Below are 20,828 nucleotides of genomic sequence, written 5' to 3'. Positions count from 1 at the left end.
TTGGTTCCTGTATCAGACGAAGGCACCGACCAGCAAACATGGCACCACCACCGCCGTCAACAGCAGGCGCAGACGCAGCCACCATGGTGGTGCGAGGGTGCGCATCATGAACCATCCATCAAGGCCAAGAAGAGCAGTAAAGCCAAGCGCGAGGTTGAGAAGGGCGCCGGTCTCGGGGCCGGTGGTGGCGAACAGCGCCCAGAGTGCCGGAAGGACGGAGAGGACATAGGGAAGGTGTTGGTCGGACCGCGCCGCGAACCCCCAAAGCGCGCCGGACATGAAGGCCAGAATGATAATGCCGTAGTGCAGTAGAAGGGCGCGGCCACTGGCAAGCACGTCGAAGGGGGATGTGTTGGTGCCGCCGCCTGTGGTGACCTCGAAGCCGGTTGCCACTGTCAACGCGCCGGCGAGAAAGGGCAGGAGACCAGTCAGCCCAAGAAGCAGTGCAGTGCGGGGAATACCAAGCATCATGCCTGCATGTCCCGAAGGACGCGCGGGACCTTGAAGTTCACCCGCTCGACGGCGGTTTCGACGATGTCGACGGTCACGTCATAGCGGCTGCGGAAGGCGTCGATCACCTCGTTCACCAGAACTTCGGGGGCCGAGGCGCCAGCGGTTATCCCAAGGTGGCGGATGCCCTCCAGCGCGCGCCAGTCGATGTCTTCGGCGCGTTGCACGAGTTGCGAGTAGTCGCAGCCGTTCTTGGCACCCACTTCGACGAGGCGGCGGGAGTTCGAGGAGTTCGGGGCGCCGACAACGAGGATAGCGTCGACCTTGGGGGCAATCGCCTTGACCGCTTCCTGCCGGTTGGTGGTGGCATAACAGATGTCTTCCTTATGCGGGCCGACGATCTTGGGGAAGCGGGCGTTCAGCGCGGCAACGATGCCGATGGTGTCATCCACCGAGAGGGTGGTCTGGGTCACGAAGGCCAGCTTTGCGGGGTCGCGCACCTCGATCGTGGCGACATCTTCTTCGGTTTCGACCAGAAGCACTTCGCCCTCGGGCAGTTGGCCCATGGTGCCAATGGTTTCCGGATGGCCCGCGTGGCCGATCATGATGATCTGGAGACCATTGTCCGAGTGCCGTTCGGCCTCGATATGAACCTTGGAGACCAGCGGGCAGGTGGCATCGACATAGACCATTTCGCGGCGCTGGGCCTCGGCCGGGACGGATTTTGCGACACCGTGCGCCGAAAAGATTACCGGGCGGTCATCCGGGCAGTCGGTGAGTTCCTCGACAAAGACGGCGCCCTTGGCACGCAGCCCGTCGACGACAAACTTGTTATGAACGATCTCGTGGCGCACATAGACCGGCGCGCCCCATTTCTCGAGCGCCATTTCCACGATCTTGATGGCGCGGTCGACCCCGGCGCAGAACCCGCGCGGCGCGGCCAGATGGATGGTCAGAGGCGGGTTGGACATGCGGGTTCCTTTCGTGGCTTGGCCAACAGGTAAGGCTTTGGGGGCGGTACGTCCAGCCCGCCGAACGCGCGAAAATGTGACTTTCCTTCCCGTGTGGGAAGCCAGTTAGCAAAGGGTGATTGCAAGCGGAGGGACAGAAATGTCGATGAAATGGACCCTGGCCAGCGTGGCCGCGATGGCGATGGCCGGTCTTGGCGTCAGCCTAGGGGCGCAACAGGGTAAGGGGTTCCTGCCCTACGAGGATCGCGGCGCGATCCAACGGGGTGAGGTGATCTATGCCGAGAACTGTGCCTCGTGCCACGGGGCGAATCTTGAAGGCGAGCCGGATTGGCGGATACCGGACGAAGACGGGCTGATGAAAGCCCCGCCACATGATGCGAGCGGCCATACCTGGCACCATCCGGATATGCAGCTGTTCATGATCACCAAATACGGCACGGCAAAGATCGTCGGGAACGGCTATGAAAGCCGGATGCCGGGCTTTGAAGACGTTCTGAGCGATGCGGATATCGTCGAGGTGCTGGCCTATATCAAGAGCACCTGGCCCAAGCGCGTGGTCAAAATGCACAACGAGCGCAACGGGTAGAAAAAAACCGGGGCGCCTGGCCCCGGTTTTCCTGATTATCTGTCGGAGTATTCCGCTTCGCGTTCGCCCATCGCGCCTTCCCGGGGCGGACGTCCGATCACTTCGCGCAGACCATCGAGTTCGATGAAGTTATCTGCCTGGCGGCGGAGCTCGTCCGAGATCATCGGCGGCTGGCTGCGGATGGTGGAGACCACCGAAACGCGTACACCCTGACGTTGCAGACTCTCTACGAGCGGCCGGAAGTCCCCATCTCCCGAAAACAGCACGATATGGTCTACGTGTGGTGCGAGTTCCATGGCGTTCACTGCCAGCTCGATATCCATGTTTCCCTTGACCTTGCGGCGGCCCTGGGAGTCCGTGTACTCCTTGGCTGGCTTGGTCACCATGGTGAAGCCGTTGTAGTGCAGCCAGTCTACCAGAGGGCGAATCGGAGAATATTCGTCATTCTCAAGCAGCGCCGTGTAGTAGAAAGCTCTCAATAGTTTGCCGCGCCGCATGAACTCTTGTCTTAAGAGTTTGTAGTCGATGTCGAAGCCGAGCGACTTGGCGGCCGCATACAGATTCGATCCATCGATGAACAGCGCGAGCCGTTCGTCTTTGTAAAACATCTAATGTCCTTCCTAGTGCCGCGCCGCCCTGAAATGTCCCGTGAGTTTAAAAATATTGGGCGAAACGGTCCTAATAGGGTAATGCAATTCTCCCAGCCTGCAAGTAAATCAGCGCTGTTTTGTCGCTCATTTTGTTGAGAGGTGTGAAAAGGTGAACAATATCTGGATGTTAGCGATCGGTGGGAATCTGCCGTCGGAAATCGGTGATCCTATTGTGACGCTAAAACGCGCCGTTTTGATGCTGAATGACGTCAAATCTCGAGTTTTGCAGGTGAGTCGTTTTTTTAAAACACCCTGTTTTCCTGCGGGGGCAGGCCCCGATTTCGTGAATGCGGCACTGGTTGTGGAAAGCGCGCTGGATGCAGAGGAGATGCTGGCACGGTTGCACGAGATCGAGGCCGAGTTCGGGCGCACCCGCGAAACCCGTTGGGCCGGGCGTACGTTGGATATTGACCTGATCGGGGGCGGTGACGTGGTACTGCCGGACGCCGCGACCTATGCGCATTGGCGGGACCTGCCACTGGAAGAACAGATGAAGGCAGCCCCTTCGCAACTGATTCTGCCGCACCCGCGTTTGCAGGACCGAGCCTTTGTTCTGGTGCCCCTGAACGACGTTGCGCCGGACTGGATTCACCCGGTTAGCGGGCAAAGCGTGGCCGAAATGCTGAACAACCTGCCGGAAAGTGATCGAAAAGCGGTCGTTCCTTTGTGAAACGAGGGTTGTCAAGGGGGGCGATCCCTTTTAGATACGTGTTTTCTGATCCGATCCTGAGAGAATGGAGTGCCCTATGGCCCGCGTGACCGTAGAAGATTGCGTCGACAAGGTTCCGAACCGCTTTGAGCTGGTAATGCTGGCTGCCCATCGTGCGCGTGAAGTCTCGGCCGGTGCGCCGATCACCGTAGACCGTGACAACGACAAGAACCCCGTTGTCAGCCTGCGCGAGATCGCCGAGGAAACCCAGACCGCCGACGAACTGCGTGAGCGTCTGATTGAGGCGAACCAGACCCAGATCGAAGTCGATGAGCCGGAAGAAGACCGTATGGCGCTTCTGATGGGCGCCGAATCGGACGCCCCGGCAGAAGACGACATGTCGGAAGAAAAGCTGCTGCGCGCGCTGATGGAAGCGCAGGGCCAGGGCTAATAGCCAGGACGAATTGGTAAGGCGAGAATGAGCGACGCTTACGAGCTGTTTCCTGCGGATGAGCTCGTAGAGCTCGTTCTCACTTATAACCCCAAGTGCAATGAAAAGCTGATTGCTGACGCCTATGAATTCGGGCGTGAAATGCACGAGGGACAGTTTCGCCATTCCGGCGAACCCTATTTTTCCCACCCCATCGATGTTGCCCGCATCCTGACGGAACAGCACCTTGATGATGCCACCATCATCACGGCGCTTCTGCACGACACCATCGAAGACACCAAGGCCTCGTATGGCGAGGTTGCTGACCGGTTCGGCAACGAGGTGGCGATGCTGGTGGACGGGGTGACCAAGCTGACCAACCTGCAACTGTCCTCGACCGAGACAAAGCAGGCCGAGAACTTCCGCAAGCTGTTCATGGCAATGTCCAAGGACCTGCGGGTGATCCTCGTCAAGCTGGCGGACCGCCTGCACAACATGCGCACCATCAAGGCGATGCGCCCGGAAAAGCAGGTCGTCAAGGCGCGCGAAACCATGGACATCTATGCACCGCTGGCGGGCCGCATGGGTATGCAGTGGATGCGCGACGAGCTTGAAGACCTCGCTTTCAAGGTGCTGAACCCTGAGGGGCGGGCGTCGATCATGCGCCGCTTCATCACGCTGCAAAAGGAAACCGGTGACGTGATCGAACGGATCACCGGTGACATGCGGCTTGAGCTGGAGAAGGCCGATATTGATGCGCAGGTCTTTGGCCGGGCAAAGAAGCCCTATTCGATCTGGCGCAAGATGCAGGCCAAGGACCAGGGCTTTTCGCGCCTGTCCGACATCTATGGTTTCCGCATCATCACCCGTGACGAGAATGATTGCTATCGGGTGCTGGGGGCGATCCACCAGCGCTGGCGGGCGGTTCCGGGCCGGTTCAAGGATTATATCAGCCAGCCGAAATCGAACGGCTATCGTTCGATCCACACCACGGTGTCGGGGCGTGACGGGCGGCGGGTCGAGGTGCAGATCCGCACCCAGCAGATGCACGACGTGGCCGAAACCGGCGTGGCGGCGCATTGGTCTTACAAGGACGGTGTGCGCGGCGAGAACCCCTTTGCGGTTGACCCGGTGAAATGGATCAGCTCTCTGACCGAACAGTTCGATGCCGAGGAAGACCACGACGAGTTTCTCGAGGCGGTCAAGCTCGAGATGTATTCGGACCAGGTGTTCTGCTTTACACCGAAGGGCGAGGTGGTGAAGCTGCCCCGCGGGGCGACGCCGCTTGATTTTGCCTATGCGATCCACACCCGGATCGGCCACGCCTGCGTCGGGGCCAAGATCGATCACATGCGGGTGCCGCTGTGGACCCGGATCAAGAACGGCCAGTCGGTCGAGATCATCACCGCCGAAGGGCAGGCGCCGCAGGCCACCTGGCTTGATATTGCCACCACCGGCAAGGCGCGCACCGCGATTCGTCGTGCCCTGCGCGAGATGGACCGCGAGCGGTTTATCAAGCTGGGTCGCGAACTGGCGCGGGCAGCATTCGAACATCTGGGCAAGAAGGCCACCGACAAGGTTCTCGACATGGCGGCGAAGAACCTGCGGCTCAAGGAGATGGACGAGGTGCTGGCGCGGCTGGGCAGTGCCGAGCTGACAGCCCATGAGGTCGTGCAGGCGGTCTATCCCGATCTTGTGCCTGACGAGAGCGAGGAAATCACAACTGATCGCGCCGTGATCGGCCTCAGCCCCGACCAGAGTTTTCAGCGAGCGCCCTGTTGTTCGCCGCTTCCGGGCGAGCGGATCGTGGGCATCACCTACCGCGGTCAGGGGGTGGTTGTGCATGCCATCGACTGCGACTCGCTTGGCAATTACGAGGACCAGCCGGAGCGCTGGGTCGACCTGCATTGGCATGGCGGAAAGCACAAGGCGATCTATACCGTGCCGCTCAATATCACCATCGGTAATGACGCCGGGGTGCTGGGGCGAATTTGCACATTGATTGGCGAACACAAGGCCAATATCTCGGACCTTGAATTCGTGGACAGGAAGCCGGATTTCTATCGCTTGCTCGTACATGTCGACCTGCGGGATGCAGAGCATTTGCACTCGCTGTTGATGGCGCTTGGCGCCGAAAGCGACGTGGCCGAGATCGAAAGACACCGGGATCCCAGCCGGGCAAGGGTGCCTGCGGGTCCAAAGGAGTAGAGGACGCACCATCGTGGTGTTCAAGCGCCGGGACAAAAGGCCGATTCACAAGATCGTGCTCGATTTCCTCTGGCCCAAGGGTGGCTGGACCCGTGCGTTTCACTACGTGCGGCACCGGCTGCATCGCCTGCCGGGATCGCCCGAGTTTATCGCGCGTGGTGTCTGGGCCGGTGTGTTCACCACCTTCACACCCTTCTATGGGTTGCACTTCGTGGTTGCCGCGCTGATTGCCCGGGTTTTCAATGGCAACCTTCTGGCGGCACTTCTGAGCACCTTCTTTGGCAACCCGCTGACCTATCTGCCGATCGGGATCATCTCGCTCAAGACCGGGCATTTCATCCTTGGGACCGAGTTCCACGAAGGCGAGCACCGGTCGCTGGTGCGCAAGTTTGCCGATGCAGGTGCGGACCTGTGGCACAATTTCCTGTCGATGTTCTTTGATCACCAGGCGGATTGGGATGGTCTGAGGATTTTCTATGACGAGGTGTTCCTGCCTTACCTTGTGGGTGGGATCGCGCCGGGCATCGTGGCAGCCACGATCAGCTACTATCTGAGCGTTCCGGTGATTCGGGCCTATCAGAAGCGCCGCGCTGCCAAGTTCAAGAAACGGGTCGAGGCGCTGCGGGCCAAGGCGCGCGAGCAGGCTGCGGCGCACAAGGAAGATCAACAAACCTAAGAATCCGGTTTCCCCTGCGCCAAAGCGCTACTAGGGTCCGGATTCGAAGAGGATACAAGGAGCGACCGAGATGCTGCGTCTTGGAGTGAATATCGACCATGTGGCCACGGTGCGGAATGCCCGCGGCGGGGCCTATCCCGATCCGGTGCGCGCGGCCCGTCTGGCCGAAGCGGCGGGTGCGGACGGGATCACCGCGCACCTGCGTGAAGATCGTCGTCACATTCTGGATGCCGACATTGACGCGCTGATGGAGCATCTGACCGTGCCGCTCAACTTTGAGATGGCGGCAACGGCAGAGATGCAGGAGATCGCCCTGCGCCACAAACCCCACGCGGTGTGCATCGTGCCGGAAAAGCGCGAGGAAAAGACCACCGAGGGCGGGCTGGAAGTGGCGCGTGAGGAAAACCGCCTTGCCCATTACATCGCGCCGTTGCGCGAGGCCGGGTGCCGGGTGTCGATCTTCATCGCCGCAGACAAGGCGCAGGTCGAGGCCTCGGCCCGTATCGGCGCGCAGGTTGTCGAGCTGCACACCGGGGCCTATTGCGATTTCCACGCCGAGGGCCGTTTCGAGGAACGCGATGCCGAGCTGGAGCGCCTGCGCGAGATGTCGGCCTTTGCCCATTCGCTTGGTCTCGAAGTGCATGCCGGTCACGGCCTGACCTATGAAACGGTTCAGCCGGTTGCCGCCTTCCCCGAGGTGATGGAGCTTAATATCGGGCACTTCCTGATTGGCGAGTCGATCTTTGTGGGGCTTGATCCCGCGATCAAGGAAATGCGCCGCCTGATGGACGAGGCGCGGGCCGCGTCCTGAGAGAGCCTGAGATGAGTCTGAACCTGCGCAGCTATACGATCCAATATGCCCTGACGATGCTTGCCCTTGTCGGGTTGGGGTTTGTCGCTGAGCGGTTCGATTTCCAGCTGCCGCCGGGCATCACCATCTGGCTTCCGGCCATGGTGGCGGCGCAGAACATTGCGATGAAGCATGGCCAGACCACCGGCACCCCGCTGGAAAAAGGCGTGGCGTGGAAACTGGCCTGGCCACTGACCGGCTGTGCGCTGGCGGTGCAGGCGGCCTATCTTGTGGTTTTGACGACGATCTACGCCGTCAGGGGGTTCGATGTCTGGAACTTCCTTCTGTTTGTGGGTGGTCCGGCGCTGTTCGTGATCCTTCTGATCACCGTGGGCCTGCTTTACCTTACCAACCGCTTTTTCCTTGGCCTCGGCGTGCGGGCCGGGATCAAGGCGTTTGAAAAACAGAGGCAATCGAAATGATCACGCCCGAATTCATGGCGATCTGGGTGGCCTGGTTGATGGCAGGGGGCTCTCCGGGGCCGGCCACCATGGGCATTGCAGGCACGGCGATGAGCGCGGGGCGGCGTCCGGCGCTGGCCTTTGCGCTGGGTATTCTTGCCGGCTCGGCCAGTTGGGGCATTGCCGCGGCCCTTGGGCTGTCGGCCGTGATGCTGGCCAATGCCTGGGTGTTCGAAGTCCTGCGCTATGCCGGGGCGACCTATCTTGGCTGGCTTGCTCTGAAGGCGCTGAAACGCGCCGCCCATAGCGGCGAGGGGGCCAAGCTGGGCAGCGGGTTCAGCGGCGGGTTCGTCACCCTGTTCACCAAGGGCACGGCCATCCACCTGACCAACCCCAAGGCGATCCTGAGCTGGGGCGCGATCTATGCGATTGTAGCCCCTGCAGACGCCACGCCCGCCACGCTGTTTGGCTATTTCGGGCTGCTCTATGCCGGATCGGCGATGATCTTTCTTGGCTATGCGGTGCTGTTTTCGTCTGAACGGATCGTGCGCGGCTATGGCAAGGCGCAACGCTGGTTCGACCTCGCCTTTGCTGGCTTCTTCGGCTTTGCCAGTTTCAAAATCCTGACGGCGCGTTTGCAATGATCCTTGGTATCGGAACCGACCTTGCCAACATCGACCGCGTTGCCGGAACGCTTGAGCGTTTCGGAGACCGGTTTCGCAACCGGGTGTTCACCGAGACGGAACTTGCCAAGGCGGCGCGGCGACGCGACGAGGCGGGCACGCTGGCGAAACGCTGGGCCGCCAAGGAAGCCTGTTCCAAGGCGCTGGGCACCGGGCTTGCGATGGGCATCAGCTGGAAAGACATGGCCGTGTCGAACCTGCGCACGGGGCAACCGACGATGCAGGTGACCGGTTGGGCCAAGGAGCGGCTGGACAGCATGACGCCAGCGGGTCACGAGGCCTTTATTCACGTGACCCTGACCGACGATCACCCCTGGGCGCAGGCCTTTGTGGTGATCGAGGCACGGCCGCTGCGCGATGAGGCGCCGCAAACGGGGCGTTCGGGTTGACTCAAAAGCCCGCGCACCGCATGTAACCCGCAAGCAGAAAACCATCAGAAAACCCCTGAGAGGCGCGCACATGGCAACCGAAGCCAAGAAGCAGAACGGTTTCATCGAAACCGTCAAGACGATCGTTTATGCCCTTCTGATCGCGGGCGTGTTCCGTTCTCTGATCTTCCAGCCGTTCTGGATTCCGTCGGGGTCGATGAAAGACACGCTGTTGATCGGGGATTTCCTGTTCGTCAACAAGATGGCCTATGGCTATTCCTATGCCTCGTGCCCGTCGATCCGCATTGCGCGTTTCGGGATCAATATCGACGCCAAGGACATCTGCGGCTTTGTCGACGGTGACAACAAGCGCCTGTTCGGTGGTGAGCCCAAGCGCGGCGACGTGGTGGTCTTCCGCCACCCGCTGACCGGCTATGACTATGTCAAACGCCTTGTCGGCCTGCCGGGCGAGACGGTGCAGATGAAACAGGGTGTGCTGCACATCAATGGCAATCCGGTAAAGCTCGAGGATGATGGTATCTTCAAGGAAGTGGCCGGCCCGCAAGGTCCGCAGCGTCTGCGCCCGCGCTGTGAAAACGGACCGGTGGGGGATGGCGGCATCTGCGAGAAGTCGCGCCAGATCGAAACCCTGCCCGGCGGCACCAGCCACGCGATCCTGAACATCGGTCCGGGTGGCGCCGACAACACCGGTGTTTTCACGGTACCGGCAGGGCATTATTTCTTCATGGGTGACAACCGCGACAACTCGACCGACAGCCGCGTACCGCGTGCTGCGCGTGGGGTCGGCTTCGTGCCTTATGAAAACCTGATCGGCCGCGCAGACCGCATCATGTTCTCTTCGGCGGGCCGCTCCATGTTCTTCTTCTGGACATGGCGCAAGGACCGTTTCTTCAAGGCGGTCGAATGAAGCTATCGGCAGAACTGAAGGCACTTGAGGGGCGGATCGGCTATTCGTTCAAGCGGCCAGAGTTGCTGGTGCGTGCGGTGACGCATTCGTCGATGTCGTCGCCGACGCGGGATGACAACCAGCGGCTCGAGTTTCTGGGCGACCGTGTGCTTGGGCTGGTGATGGCCGAGGCGATGCTGGCGCAGGATCGCAAGGCGACCGAGGGGCAGCTGGCCCCGCGGTTCAACGCGCTGGTGCGCAAGGAAGCCTGTGCCGACGTTGCGCGCGAGATTGATCTTGGTGCGGGGCTCAAGCTGGGCCGTTCGGAAATGCTGTCGGGGGGACGCCGCAAGCAGGCCCTGCTGGGGGATGCCATGGAGGCGCTGATCGCGGCGGTCTATCTTGATGCGGGATTCGAGACCGCCAAGGAGATGGTGGTGCGCCTTTGGGGTGACCGCGTGAGCAAGGTCGAGGCTGATGCTCGCGATCCCAAGACCTCGTTGCAGGAATGGGCGCAGGCACGGGGGCTGAAGCCGCCGACATACGAGCTGTTGAAGCGGTCCGGTCCGGACCATGCGCCGATCTTCGAGATTGCGGCTAAGCTTGAGAACGGCGAAAGCGCCGAGGCCAGCGACAATTCCAAGCGCAAGGCCGAGCAGGCAGCGGCCAAGGCGTTGCTGTCGCGTCTGGAAAGCTAAGCCTCATGTCCGAGAACCTGCGCGGCAGCCTTGCGATGGTTCTGGCGATGGCGGCCTTTGCGGTCGAAGACGCATTTTTCAAATTTGCCACCGCCGAGATGCCCGTGGGTGTTGCGCTTGCGCTGTTTGGCTTGATCGGTCTGGTGATCTTTGTCGGCTTGTCCCTGCGGGCGGGCGAGGCGGTGTTCCATCCGGCGGTTCTGTCGAAGGCGATGATCCTGCGTTCGGTCTTTGAGCTGGGCGGGCGGCTGTTCTTTGCCCTGGCTCTGGCCTTTACGCCCCTGTCGAGCACCTCGGCCATCCTGCAATCGGCACCTCTTGTGGTGACGCTGGGGGCGGTTTTGTTCCTTGGCGCGAAGGTGGGGCCGCGGCGATGGATTGCCATGCTGGTGGGATTTGTCGGCGTGCTACTGATCCTGCGCCCGACACCGGAAAGCTTTGAGGCCACCTCGATCTTTGCCCTGCTGGCGACCCTTGGGTTCGCGGGCCGTGACCTTGCCACCAGCGTCAGCCCCAAGACGATGTCGGGCCGGCAGCTGGGCACATTGGGGTTCATGGTGCTGGTCGTTGCCGGGCTGGTGCTGGTGCCGTTTTACGGCATGCCCACCGAGATGCCCGCTCTGCCCTCGCTGGGGGCGGTGGCTATTGCGGCGGTGGTCGGGGTGGTGGCCTATAACGCGCTGACGGTGGCGATGCGCACCGGCGACATCGCCGTGGTCACGCCGTTCCGCTATTCCCGCCTGCTGTTTGCGCTGGGCTTTGCTGTCTTGTGGTTTGGCGAACGTCCCGACCTGATGACGCTGGCGGGGGCGGTTCTGATCGTGGGCAGCGGGCTCTATACGCTGATGCGGTCGGGTGGCAAAATCCCGTCTGGTTCTAAGCCCTGATCTCCTGTACACCCAAGGCTTGCAACATCAAGGAATGCCCATGACCAGCCGCGCCGGATTCGTCGCCCTTATCGGAGAGCCCAACGCGGGCAAATCCACGCTCACCAACCGCATGGTGGGGGCGAAAGTGTCGATCGTGACGCACAAGGTTCAGACCACCCGCGCCCGCATTCGCGGCGTCGCGCTGGAAGGTGACAGCCAGCTGGTGTTTGTCGATACGCCGGGCCTGTTCCGGCCGCGTCGCCGACTGGACCGCGCCATGGTGGCGGCGGCCTGGGGCGGGGCGGCGGATGCCGATATCATCGTTCTGTTGATCGAGGCGCATCGCGGCATCACCGAAGGCGTTGAGACCATCCTCGAGGGTCTCAAGGAACTGCCGAAAGGGCGCAAGATCGCGCTGGCGATCAACAAGATCGACAAGGTGAAGTCCGAGGTTCTGCTGGGCCTGTCCAAGGACCTGAACGAGCGTTTCCCCTTTGTCGAAACCTTCATGATCTCGGCCGAAAAGGGGCATGGTGCCGACCATTTGAAACAGTGGCTGGCCGAAGAGTTGCCGGAAGGGCCGTGGCTTTACCCCGAGGATCAGATCGCCGATCTGCCCATGCGCATGATCGCCGCCGAGATGACGCGCGAAAAGCTGACCCTGCGTCTGCATCAGGAATTACCCTACCAGTTGACGGTCGAGACCGAGAACTGGGAAGAGCGCAAGGATGGTTCGGCCCGCATCGACCAGCTGGTCTATGTCGCGCGTGACGGGCACAAGGGCATCGTTCTTGGCAACAAGGGCGAGACCATCAAGGCCGTGTCAAAGGCCGCACGGGAAGAGCTTGAGGAGTTTCTCGGCCGCCGCGTCCACCTGTTTGTGCAGGTGAAGGTGCGCCCGAACTGGCTTGAGGAAAAAGAGCGCTATTCCGAGATGGGGCTGGATTTCCGCGACGGCAACAAGTGATGGCGGGAAGGACCAACCGCTGATGGCGAGGTTGACCGCGAAATTCTGGGTGCAGGCCTATATGGCGCGGCTCGAACTGACGGGCATTCCGGCCTATGTGATGGCCCACGGCGATGACACGGCGGGGGCGGTTCTTGTCAAGCTGGCCACGCTGGACGGGCAGGCACAGGCCTTTCAGCGGTCGTTTGACCTGATGACCGGAGACCGCAAGTGGGTGGTTCTGGCGGAAGGCGACGAACCATCGGTGGATGCGGCCCTGCGCCGACAGCGCGAGTTTGATCCCGATCTTTGGGTGGTCGAGGTGGAAGACCGTCAGGGGCGGCATCTGCTGGATGAGCCGGGGCTGGCGGACTAGGGCAACGGATATGGATTGGCGTGACCAGGGAATCGTTCTGAGCAGCCGGAAACACGGCGAGACATCGGTGATCCTTGACGTTTTCACGCCTGAACGGGGCCGCCATGCGGGCGTGGTGCGCGGGGGCACCAGCCGCAAGATGACCCCGATCCTGCAACCGGGCGCACAGGTTGACGTGTCATGGCGCGCACGGCTTGAGGAACATATCGGCAGTTTCACCGTGGAACCCCTGCGCAGCCGCGCGGCGGCCCTGTCGGACCGTATGGCGCTCGCCGGGTTGAACGCGGTGACGGGGCTGTTGGGCTTCAGCCTGCCGGAACGCGAACCGCACGGTGATCTTTATCTCAAGACCGAACGTCTTCTGGATCTTCTGGGGCAGAACGACATCTGGCCGCTGGCCTATCTGCGCTGGGAAGTGGCGCTGTTGGAAGAGCTGGGCTTTGGCCTTGATCTCTCGGAATGCGCCGTGACGGGCGGGCGCGACGATCTGGTCTATGTCTCGCCGCGCTCCGGGCGGGCGGTGTCGCGGCAGGGGGCCGGGGAATGGGCGGATCGCCTGTTGCCGCTGCCGCCGGTGTTGCTGGGGCAGGGCGATGCGCCGGATCACGAGGTCCTTCAGGCGCTTGGCACAACCGGATACTTCATGGAGAACAAGCTGGCGCCCGAGCTGGGCCACAAGCCCCTGCCCGAAGCGCGGGGGCGGTTGATGGACCTGTTCAGCCGCCGTCTGGCGCAGCCGTGAACACCATTCTGCGCCCCTCATCGTTGCTCAGGATCATCACGTCGCCGCTGACCTCGACAAGGCTCATCTCGGCCAATGCGCCAAGATAGGCGCTTTCGGCCTCAAGGTCGGGACAGGCCATCTTGGTGCTGCCGATGGGGCCGAATTCGACCCAGGGGTAGGGCGCGGATTGCTGGGTGAAAAAGCGGTTGCAGGCGGCCTGGCCGGACACCTTGCCGTCCTTGTCAAATCGGATCGTGGCGCGGGCGGTGAAGGGGGTGCCGTCCAGTTCGGCCAACTGCCAGAGGCGATCACCGCCATATCCGGTCAGGGTTTCATCCTTGAAGCAGGCCGAGAGGGTGAGGGCGAGAACAAGCCCGAGAAAGATACGTGTCATCCTACCCATATAGGGCGAGAACCAGATCCACCAAGGTGCCCAGGGCATCATCATTGGCCTGCCCGTCACGGCCCGAGAGTTCGGCCATGCCAAGGTTGGCGGCATAGATGATGCGCGAGAGTTCGGGATTGGACAGGCCCACTTCGGCCAGCAGGCGATCAAGCTCTTCCATGCGGCGGGCGTCAACGCGGGCAACCGACTGGGCCACCTTGTCGTTACCATGTGCCCAGGCCCGGATCGCCGGTTCCACCGCGCGGCGGGTATCGGCGACATCTTCCTTCTCGACGACCTGCGCAAGGTGGCGCAGGCGTTGCACCGGGGGATCGTCGCTGTTGGCGGCGTCTTCGAAACGGGCAAGGCTGGTGGTTTCCCACCGCTCAAGCATGGCGTTGTGGAAGGCCGGAACATCCTTGAAATGCCAGTAGAACGAGCCCTTCGTCGTCTTGAGATCGCGGGCCAGCGCCTCTGCCTTGAGCGCAGCAGGCCCCTGCGCAATCAGCGCATCAAAGCCGGCTTGAATCCAGCTGTCGGGGGAGAGGCGAGTCGAAGACATGGGAAATGGGTACGGGGGTGTTGGATGTTTTGCAAGCGCGGCATTGAAAATGCTGCATTGCGGCGACAATCTGTTGCAGGTTGCGCCAGATACTCTGCCCTCTCTGATAGGGTCTATGATCCCAAATTAGGCAGTGCAACGACACCAACACTCCAAAGCTCTGAAATCGCAGGGATACTGTAAAGATCGGATGTTTCACGACATTCGAACAGTCGGCGAGTTTGGACCGTAGGACCCCCAGTTTCATAGGGTGGGGCCCGAATCTGGTAGACTGGCGGGATCAGAATTGGATTTGGGAGGGTCGGTTATGGCTGTTCGAATGATTTTCAATACGACGACGGGCGTTGATGCGGATGCGAATGGTGACCTGTGGGTGCTGCTGAATGGTCGCTACATTACGAACACATCCGACGGGTTCGATTTCCTGACGTTCACCGGCAACCAGCTTGCGGTCTCGGGGTCGATTTACAGTGAACTGGACGGCATCGATTCAGACACGAACTCGGCCAGCAACTCGGTGGAAGTGCTGGAAACCGGTTCGGTGTTCGGTGCCAGCGACGGCATCGAGATGGCGGGGAACAATCACGAGGTGATCGTCCGGGGCACTGTCACAGGATTGGCGGACCGCGGGGTCCAGATGATCGGGGACGCGGCGAGTGTGACCAATTCCGGCACGATTTTCGGGGCAACTGACGGGGTGCTGCTGGACGGCGACAATAGCTTTCTGTCCAATTCCGGCGTGATCAACGGGGACCAGTTAGGTGTCGAGGTCCAGGGCACCGGTAACAAGGTGATCAATACGGGTGTTCTTGCGGGTCTTTTCCACGGGGTCGATTTCAACACGCTTACAAACGCCGAAAACGCGCTGATCAACTCGGGCACGATCTCGGGCGGGGACCCGACAAGCCTGGCCTTGAGAGGGGATCATGGCAACGAGACCGTCGTAAACTCCGGGAAGATCACCGGGAATGTCGATCTTTTGGGCGGCGCAGACCTGTTCGACGGGCGCGGCGGTACCGTGACCGGCTCGGTGCGGGGCGGCGATGGTGACGATACCTATATCATCGACGATGCAGCCATGCTTCTTGTCGAAGACCTGGACGCGGGAACCGACGAGGTTCAGAGCCTCGTCACCTACACGCTGGCGCAGAACTTGGAAAACCTGACCTTGTTGGGGACAGTGGACCTTGATGGCCGGGGCAATGCGCTGGCCAATGTGATGGTCGGTAACGAAGGCAGCAATACGCTGGCAGGGCGCAAGGGTGACGACGACCTGAGCGGGGGCATTGGCGCTGACCTTCTGAGGGGGCAACGTGGTAATGATACGCTTCAGGGTGATCAGGGCGACGATAGCCTCAAAGGGGGATTTGGGGCCGACTCGCTGATTGGCGGGGAGGACAACGACCTGCTTCAGGGTGAGAACGGCAATGATACCCTGAGCGGCGGTCTTGACGATGACACGCTGGAAGGCGGTGCGGGCGCGGATTCCCTGTTGGGGGAAGAGGGCCTCGACCTGCTCAAGGGGGCGGATGGCAATGACACGCTGCGCGGGCAGCAGGGCGATGACACGCTGCGCGGTGGCGTGGGCAATGACCTGTTGGCAGGTGGCGGTGACAACGATCTGCAACTGGGCGAGGATGGCAAGGACACTCTGAATGGCGGAGTGGGCAACGATACGCTGAATGGGGGCAAGGGGGCTGATGTCCTGAGTGGCGACACGGGCAACGACCGGTTGATCGGTGGCACCGGGTCCGATGAGTTTGTCTTTGCCGATGGCTTCGGTGTCGATGTGATCCAGGGCTTTGAGGCGACCAACAACAACGAGAAGATCAACCTCGTGGCGGTCTCTTCCATCATCAGCTTTGCCGACATTTCAGGTGGTCACATGAGCCAGGTCGGCGCAGACGTGGTGATCGACGCCGGGGCCGGCAACACGATCACCCTCTTGAACGTGAACCTTGGCGATCTGGGCGCAGCGGATTTCATCTTCTGAGGTGTTTCTGACGAAAAAGCCCCGCAGCGAAAACGCTCCGGGGCTTTTGGAAGTGGTGGGCGGCATAGCCTGGATATCGTGAGGCCTGAACTCTAGCCCAGCAGGCGGCGGGCGATGACCTGGGCCTGGATTTCAGCGGCGCCTTCGAAGATGTTCAGGATGCGCGCGTCGCAGAGGATGCGGCTGATCTGGTATTCCAGCGCAAAGCCGTTGCCGCCGTGGATTTGCAGCGCGTTGTCGGCGGCGGCCCATGCCACGCGGGCACCCAGCAGCTTGGCCATGCCGGCCTCGAGGTCGCAGCGTTGGTCGTGGTCTTTTTCCCAGGCCGAGAAATAGGTCAGCTGACGCGCGACCATGATCTCGACCGCCATCATCGCCAGCTTGCCGGCGACGCGGGGGAAGTTGATCAGCGACTTGCCAAACTGCTTGCGGTCTTCGGCGTATTGCATGCCGACCTCAAGCGCGTTCTGGGCCACGCCGATGGCGCGGGCGGCGGTCTGGATGCGGGCCGCTTCAAAGGTTTTCATCAGCTGTTTGAAGCCCTGGCCTTCTTCGCCGCCAAGCAGGTTCTCTTTCTTGACCTTGAAGCTGTCAAAGCCCAGTTCGAATTCCTTCATGCCGCGATAGCCAAGCACCTCGATCTCGCCGCCGGTCATGCCTTCGGTCGGGAAGGGGTTCTCGTCGTCGCCCGGGGTTTTCTCGGCAAGGAACATAGACAGGCCGCGGTGGTCGGTCGAGTTCGGATCGGTGCGCGCCAGCAGGGTCATTACGTGGGTGCGGGCCGCGTGGGTGATCCAGGTCTTGTTGCCGGTGATCTCGTAGTCGCCATCGGCGTTTTTCACGGCGCGGGTGCGCAGGCTGCCGAGATCGGAACCGGTATTCGGTTCAGTGAACACGGCGGTCGGCAGGATTTCGGCGCTGGCCAATTTCGGCAGCCAGTGTTGTTTCTGTTCCTCGGTGCCGCCGGCCTCGACCAGTTCGGCCGCGATTTCCGAGCGGGTGCCGAGCGAGCCAACACCGATATAGCCGCGCGACAGTTCTTCCGACACCACGACCATCGAGGCCTTGGACAGGCCAAGACCGCCGTATTCCTCGGGGATGGTCAGGCCGAAGACGCCCATTTCGGCCAGCTCTTCGAGGATTTCCATCGGGATGTAATCATCCTTGAGGTGCCATTCGTGGGCATGGGGCACCACGCGTTCGTCGGCGTAACGACGGAACTGTTCGCGGATCATCTCGAGTTCTTCATCGAGGCCCGAGGCGCCAAAGGTGGCGTGGCCCGCGTTGTCCTGCATCAGTTCGACAAGGCGCATACGGGCGTTCTGGGTGTTGCCCGAGGTGCAAAGCGCATCGATCTCGGCGGTGTTGAGACCCGACAGCGCGTCAACGCCAAGGCCAAGATCGCCAAGGCGGACAATCTCGCCCTGGCTCATCGGGATGCCGCCCTTGATCTGGTTCAGGTACTCACCAAAGGCGATCTGGTGAATCAGCTGTTCCATCTCACCGAACTTGCCCTCGCCCTGAAGACGTTCGGCCCAGGCTTGCATCTGGGTCAGGGATTGTTCGTAGGTTGCCAGCCACGACAGACCATGCGCGGCTGCCTGGTTCTGTTCCAGAAGGCTGCCGGAAACGCGGCCATCGGCAGATACGGTTTCACGCAGGGTTGCGGTTGCGGTCTCAAGCAGTGCCTTGACCGGGGCAACAGCCGCGCCGGTCAGGGCAAGGAGATCGGGAAGAATTACAGAGTTTGTCATCGTCAGGTCCTGTCCGTCATGGGCCATGATTCATGTCCTTCACATTGCTGCACTGTGACATAATCTGTTTGCACATGCAGCGCAACAATAATACTTTTGTTTATTGGAAATTGTTCGTTTGTTGCGCGTTGATTTTTTGCGGTGCAGCGCTAGGCCGCTTATACCTTGGGCATGGACCTGCTGTTATCTTCCCTCGACCCTGTGGTTTTCCTTCTGGCTGTGCTGGTGGCCCTGCTGGCGGGGCTGATCAAGGGCATGGTGGGATTCGGTATGCCGATGGTGCTGATCTCCGGCCTAAGCTCGCTCATGGCACCTGAACTGGCACTGGCGGGGTTGATCCTGCCGACCCTTGTGTCGAACGGTGTGCAGGCGCTTCGCCAGGGCGTGGGCGCGGCGATTGCCTCGGTCAAGAAGTTCCGGGTGTTCCTCTGGACGGGGCTTGTCTTTCTCCTGATCTCGGCCCAGTTCGTGCCGGTTCTTCCGCAAAATATCCTGTTGCTGGTGATCGGCGTGCCGGTTGCGATCTTTGCCGGGCTTCAGCTTTTGGGTGTCCAGATTCGCCTGACCGTTGCCAATGCGCGCGCCGAGATGGCCGTGGGCGGGTTTGCCGGGATCGTTGGCGGGCTGTCGGGTGTCTGGGGGCCGCCGACCGTTCTGTACCTGACCGCACTGAACACCGAAAAGACCGAACAGATTCGCGTGCAGGGGGTGATCTACGGGCTGGGGGCGGTGGCCCTGTTGGCCGCGCACCTGACATCGGGTGTCTTGCGCTGGGAGACCCTGCCGCTGTCGATCGGGCTTTTGCCACCGGCGATGTTCGGCATGTGGATCGGAACCCGCATTCACGACCAGATCGATCAGGAGACCTTTCGCAAGGCGACGCTGATTGTTCTGACCATTGCCGCCCTGAACCTGATCCGGCGGGCGGTGTTTATTTAGGGCTTTCGTACCAGCGCAACAGGGCGTCGAGATCAGGGGCGATGCTGGTGGCGGCGCCGTCGGTGAAGTCTTCGAACTTTTCCGCATTCAACGGATTGGTGCCAACCAGAACCGAAGCCCCGCGCGCCAAAGCATCGCCGATCAGGTGACGAAAGCCCCGGCCCTCGGATTCCTGCTTGCCGAACTTGTTGAGGATGAAGATGTCGAAATCCTCTTCCATTCGGCGGCCCACTTCCGCGACCGAGGTTTCGAGCGAGGCCGGATCAAGGCGGCAGCCTTTCGACTCCTTGCCGAGATACTGGGAAATCCGGATGCGTGGCCCGTCGGGTAGAACCTGCACGTCCATGTCGCAGCGATGGCCCGAGCCGCAATCGGTGTTGATCTGGACGATACCGCAGGTGCGCACGCCGCGCGCGCCCAGCGTTTCGGCGAAATCGGCAAGCAGGCGGTCAAGCTCGCCCCTGCCGCGAGTCATGGTGTAGGCGATTTTCATGACAGGATATGTAGGAAGTTTTTCGGTTTTGGAAAACCCGCAACAGGCGCGCAGGCCCGGGGGGCGGGGCCATGGCGGTTTGAAACACGCAGGCACCTGCGTCACAGTTTCTGTTGAGAAATATACAAATACCGTTATTTTCACTGAAATCAAAGAGTTCAAGATCGACAAATTATACAAATGCGAAAGTTCATTAGGGGGACATGATGCGCAAATCGAAATTTCTTCTCGCGGCTCTGGCGGGGTTGGGGATCGCGACGGCCTCGGTGGCGGAAACCGAACTGACCGTCTATTCGGCGATCGAGGCCGAGGATCTCGCCCGCTATGCCGCGAAATTCAACGAGCAGCATCCGGATATCACCATCAACTGGGTGCGGGATTCGACCGGGATCGTGACGGCCAAGCTGTTGGCGGAAAAGAACAATCCACAGGCCGATGTGGTGTGGGGGCTGGCGGCGACTTCGCTTCTGTTGCTGAAATCCGAAGGGATGCTGGAACCCTATGCACCGGCGGGTGTCGAAAAGCTGGATTCCAAGTTTGTCGACGCGGACAATCCACCCTACTGGACCGGTATGGACGCCTGGGTGGCCTCGGTTTGCTACAACACAGTCGAGGCCGAAAAGCTTGGTCTGGCGGTTCCTACGTCGTGGAAAGACCTGCTTGATCCGCAGTACAAGGGGCATCTGATCATGCCCAACCCGAACTCGTCGGGCACCGGGTTCCTTGACGTGTCAAGCTGGTTGCAGATGTTCGGAGAAGAGGGCGGCTGGGCCTATATGGACGGTCTGCACGAGAATATCGCGCGCTATACCCACTCGGGCTCCAAGCCCTGCAAGCTGGCGGCGGCGGGCGAAATTCCGATCGGGATCAGCTTTGCCTTCCGTGGTGCCAAATCCAAGGCCGCCGGTGCTCCGCTCGAGATTATCGTGCCAAGCGAGGGTGTGGGCTGGGACATGGAGGCCACGGCCATCGTGGCCGGCACCATGAACCTTGAAGCGGCGCAGAAGCTGGTGGACTTCGCGGTCACCGAAGAGGCAAACCGGATGTACAACAAGGGCTATGCCGTGCTGGCCATTCCCGGAATCGCCAAGCCGGTCGAGCATTTCCCCGAAGGGTTGCAGGCAGGCATGATCGACAATGATTTCGAATTCGCCGCCAACAACCGCGCCCGTATCCTCAAGGAATGGCAGGCGCGGTACGACGGAAAATCAGACCCTAAATAAGCCCAATTCCCCAAAAAAAGTGAGGGCGGCCAAGCGG

General features: G+C 61.1%; 25 protein-coding genes. 18 read left to right on the top strand and 7 right to left on the bottom strand.

Features of this window, described 5'->3' with window-relative positions:
* Positions 1–12 precede the first annotated feature (12 nt).
* The gene (locus tag NNA36_RS10235; RefSeq protein WP_255107238.1) at positions 13–468 is read right to left on the bottom strand and encodes a DUF3429 domain-containing protein; all 456 of its coding nucleotides are present in this window, start codon (positions 466–468) and stop codon (positions 13–15) included.
* Complete coding sequence (gene ispH, locus NNA36_RS10230; protein ID WP_255106925.1) at positions 468–1,421, bottom strand: 4-hydroxy-3-methylbut-2-enyl diphosphate reductase; 954 nt, start codon at positions 1,419–1,421, stop codon at positions 468–470. Before ispH ends, NNA36_RS10235 begins: the two co-directional genes overlap by 1 nt.
* A gap of 139 nt (positions 1,422–1,560) precedes the next feature.
* On the opposite strand from ispH, the gene NNA36_RS10225 reads away from it, so the two are divergent.
* Entirely contained in the window at positions 1,561–2,007 is a 447-nt protein-coding gene (locus NNA36_RS10225; protein WP_255106924.1) for a c-type cytochrome, read from the top strand.
* A gap of 35 nt (positions 2,008–2,042) precedes the next feature.
* On the opposite strand, the gene NNA36_RS10220 is transcribed toward NNA36_RS10225, so the two are convergent.
* Complete coding sequence (locus NNA36_RS10220; protein ID WP_255106923.1) at positions 2,043–2,615, bottom strand: NYN domain-containing protein; 573 nt, start codon at positions 2,613–2,615, stop codon at positions 2,043–2,045.
* Positions 2,616–2,781: 166 nt separating this feature from the next.
* Between NNA36_RS10220 and folK the strand changes: the two genes are divergently transcribed.
* The 14 genes from folK to recO all read left to right on the top strand — a co-directional run bounded on the left by folK (position 2,782) and on the right by recO (position 13,460).
* A complete protein-coding gene (gene folK / locus NNA36_RS10215) occupies positions 2,782–3,327 on the top strand; it encodes a 2-amino-4-hydroxy-6-hydroxymethyldihydropteridine diphosphokinase (protein WP_255107237.1) in 546 nt (181 codons plus the stop codon).
* 76 nt (positions 3,328–3,403) lie between these two features.
* A complete protein-coding gene (gene rpoZ, locus NNA36_RS10210) occupies positions 3,404–3,757 on the top strand; it encodes a DNA-directed RNA polymerase subunit omega (RefSeq protein WP_255106922.1) in 354 nt (117 codons plus the stop codon).
* Between the two features lie 45 nt (positions 3,758–3,802).
* Positions 3,803–5,944: a bifunctional (p)ppGpp synthetase/guanosine-3',5'-bis(diphosphate) 3'-pyrophosphohydrolase gene (locus tag NNA36_RS10205; protein WP_255107236.1), complete on the top strand. Its 2,142-nt coding sequence runs from the start codon at positions 3,803–3,805 to the stop codon at positions 5,942–5,944.
* Positions 5,945–5,957: 13 nt separating this feature from the next.
* A complete protein-coding gene (locus tag NNA36_RS10200) occupies positions 5,958–6,620 on the top strand; it encodes a DUF2062 domain-containing protein (protein WP_255106921.1) in 663 nt (220 codons plus the stop codon).
* Between the two features lie 70 nt (positions 6,621–6,690).
* Complete coding sequence (locus NNA36_RS10195; RefSeq protein WP_255106920.1) at positions 6,691–7,431, top strand: pyridoxine 5'-phosphate synthase; 741 nt, start codon at positions 6,691–6,693, stop codon at positions 7,429–7,431.
* An 11-nt stretch (positions 7,432–7,442) separates the two neighbouring features.
* The gene (locus NNA36_RS10190; RefSeq protein WP_255106919.1) at positions 7,443–7,892 is read left to right on the top strand and encodes an ABZJ_00895 family protein; all 450 of its coding nucleotides are present in this window, start codon (positions 7,443–7,445) and stop codon (positions 7,890–7,892) included.
* Entirely contained in the window at positions 7,889–8,515 is a 627-nt protein-coding gene (locus NNA36_RS10185) for a LysE family translocator (RefSeq protein ID WP_255106918.1), read from the top strand. Before NNA36_RS10190 ends, NNA36_RS10185 begins: the two co-directional genes overlap by 4 nt.
* Positions 8,512–8,943, top strand: coding sequence for a holo-ACP synthase (gene acpS / locus NNA36_RS10180; RefSeq protein ID WP_255106917.1), 432 nt, complete (start codon positions 8,512–8,514; stop codon positions 8,941–8,943). The genes NNA36_RS10185 and acpS overlap by 4 nt, the downstream gene beginning before the upstream one ends.
* Before the next feature lie 70 nt (positions 8,944–9,013).
* Positions 9,014–9,850, top strand: a complete 837-nt coding sequence (gene lepB, locus NNA36_RS10175) for a signal peptidase I (protein WP_255106916.1) — start codon at positions 9,014–9,016, stop codon at positions 9,848–9,850.
* The gene (gene rnc, locus NNA36_RS10170; protein WP_255106915.1) at positions 9,847–10,527 is read left to right on the top strand and encodes a ribonuclease III; all 681 of its coding nucleotides are present in this window, start codon (positions 9,847–9,849) and stop codon (positions 10,525–10,527) included. Before lepB ends, rnc begins: the two co-directional genes overlap by 4 nt.
* A gap of 5 nt (positions 10,528–10,532) precedes the next feature.
* The gene (locus NNA36_RS10165) at positions 10,533–11,414 is read left to right on the top strand and encodes a DMT family transporter (RefSeq protein WP_255106914.1); all 882 of its coding nucleotides are present in this window, start codon (positions 10,533–10,535) and stop codon (positions 11,412–11,414) included.
* A 40-nt stretch (positions 11,415–11,454) separates the two neighbouring features.
* Entirely contained in the window at positions 11,455–12,363 is a 909-nt protein-coding gene (gene era, locus NNA36_RS10160) for a GTPase Era (RefSeq protein ID WP_255106913.1), read from the top strand.
* Positions 12,364–12,385: 22 nt separating this feature from the next.
* The gene (locus NNA36_RS10155) at positions 12,386–12,718 is read left to right on the top strand and encodes a DUF1491 family protein (protein WP_255106912.1); all 333 of its coding nucleotides are present in this window, start codon (positions 12,386–12,388) and stop codon (positions 12,716–12,718) included.
* A 10-nt stretch (positions 12,719–12,728) separates the two neighbouring features.
* Entirely contained in the window at positions 12,729–13,460 is a 732-nt protein-coding gene (gene recO, locus NNA36_RS10150) for a DNA repair protein RecO (RefSeq protein WP_255106911.1), read from the top strand.
* On the opposite strand, the gene NNA36_RS10145 is transcribed toward recO, so the two are convergent.
* On the bottom strand, positions 13,435–13,836 hold the full coding sequence (locus NNA36_RS10145) for an META domain-containing protein (RefSeq protein ID WP_255106910.1): 402 nt from the start codon (positions 13,834–13,836) through the stop codon (positions 13,435–13,437). The genes recO and NNA36_RS10145 overlap by 26 nt on opposite strands.
* 1 nt (position 13,837) lies before the next feature.
* On the bottom strand, positions 13,838–14,389 hold the full coding sequence (locus tag NNA36_RS10140; protein ID WP_255106909.1) for a TetR/AcrR family transcriptional regulator: 552 nt from the start codon (positions 14,387–14,389) through the stop codon (positions 13,838–13,840).
* A 307-nt stretch (positions 14,390–14,696) separates the two neighbouring features.
* Between NNA36_RS10140 and NNA36_RS10135 the strand changes: the two genes are divergently transcribed.
* Complete coding sequence (locus NNA36_RS10135; protein ID WP_255106908.1) at positions 14,697–16,382, top strand: calcium-binding protein; 1,686 nt, start codon at positions 14,697–14,699, stop codon at positions 16,380–16,382.
* A gap of 92 nt (positions 16,383–16,474) precedes the next feature.
* On the opposite strand, the gene NNA36_RS10130 is transcribed toward NNA36_RS10135, so the two are convergent.
* Positions 16,475–18,163 carry an acyl-CoA dehydrogenase family protein gene (locus tag NNA36_RS10130; protein ID WP_255106907.1) on the bottom strand — a complete coding sequence of 563 codons (1,689 nt, stop codon included), beginning with the start codon at positions 18,161–18,163 and terminating at the stop codon, positions 16,475–16,477.
* Positions 18,164–18,307: 144 nt separating this feature from the next.
* On the opposite strand from NNA36_RS10130, the gene NNA36_RS10125 reads away from it, so the two are divergent.
* On the top strand, positions 18,308–19,075 hold the full coding sequence (locus NNA36_RS10125) for a sulfite exporter TauE/SafE family protein (protein ID WP_255106906.1): 768 nt from the start codon (positions 18,308–18,310) through the stop codon (positions 19,073–19,075).
* On the opposite strand, the gene NNA36_RS10120 is transcribed toward NNA36_RS10125, so the two are convergent.
* Positions 19,068–19,568: a DUF2478 domain-containing protein gene (locus tag NNA36_RS10120; protein ID WP_255106905.1), complete on the bottom strand. Its 501-nt coding sequence runs from the start codon at positions 19,566–19,568 to the stop codon at positions 19,068–19,070. The genes NNA36_RS10125 and NNA36_RS10120 overlap by 8 nt on opposite strands.
* A 206-nt stretch (positions 19,569–19,774) precedes the next feature.
* Here NNA36_RS10120 and NNA36_RS10115 point away from each other — a divergent pair, with 206 nt between their 5' ends.
* Complete coding sequence (locus tag NNA36_RS10115; protein ID WP_255106904.1) at positions 19,775–20,791, top strand: putative 2-aminoethylphosphonate ABC transporter substrate-binding protein; 1,017 nt, start codon at positions 19,775–19,777, stop codon at positions 20,789–20,791.
* Positions 20,792–20,828 lie beyond the last annotated feature (37 nt).

Source organism: Shimia sp. CNT1-13L.2 (assembly GCF_024331145.1).
Classification (GTDB): domain Bacteria; phylum Pseudomonadota; class Alphaproteobacteria; order Rhodobacterales; family Rhodobacteraceae; genus Shimia.
Note: the sequence above shows the minus strand (reverse complement) of the source record. Positions and strands in the feature narration are given on the sequence as shown.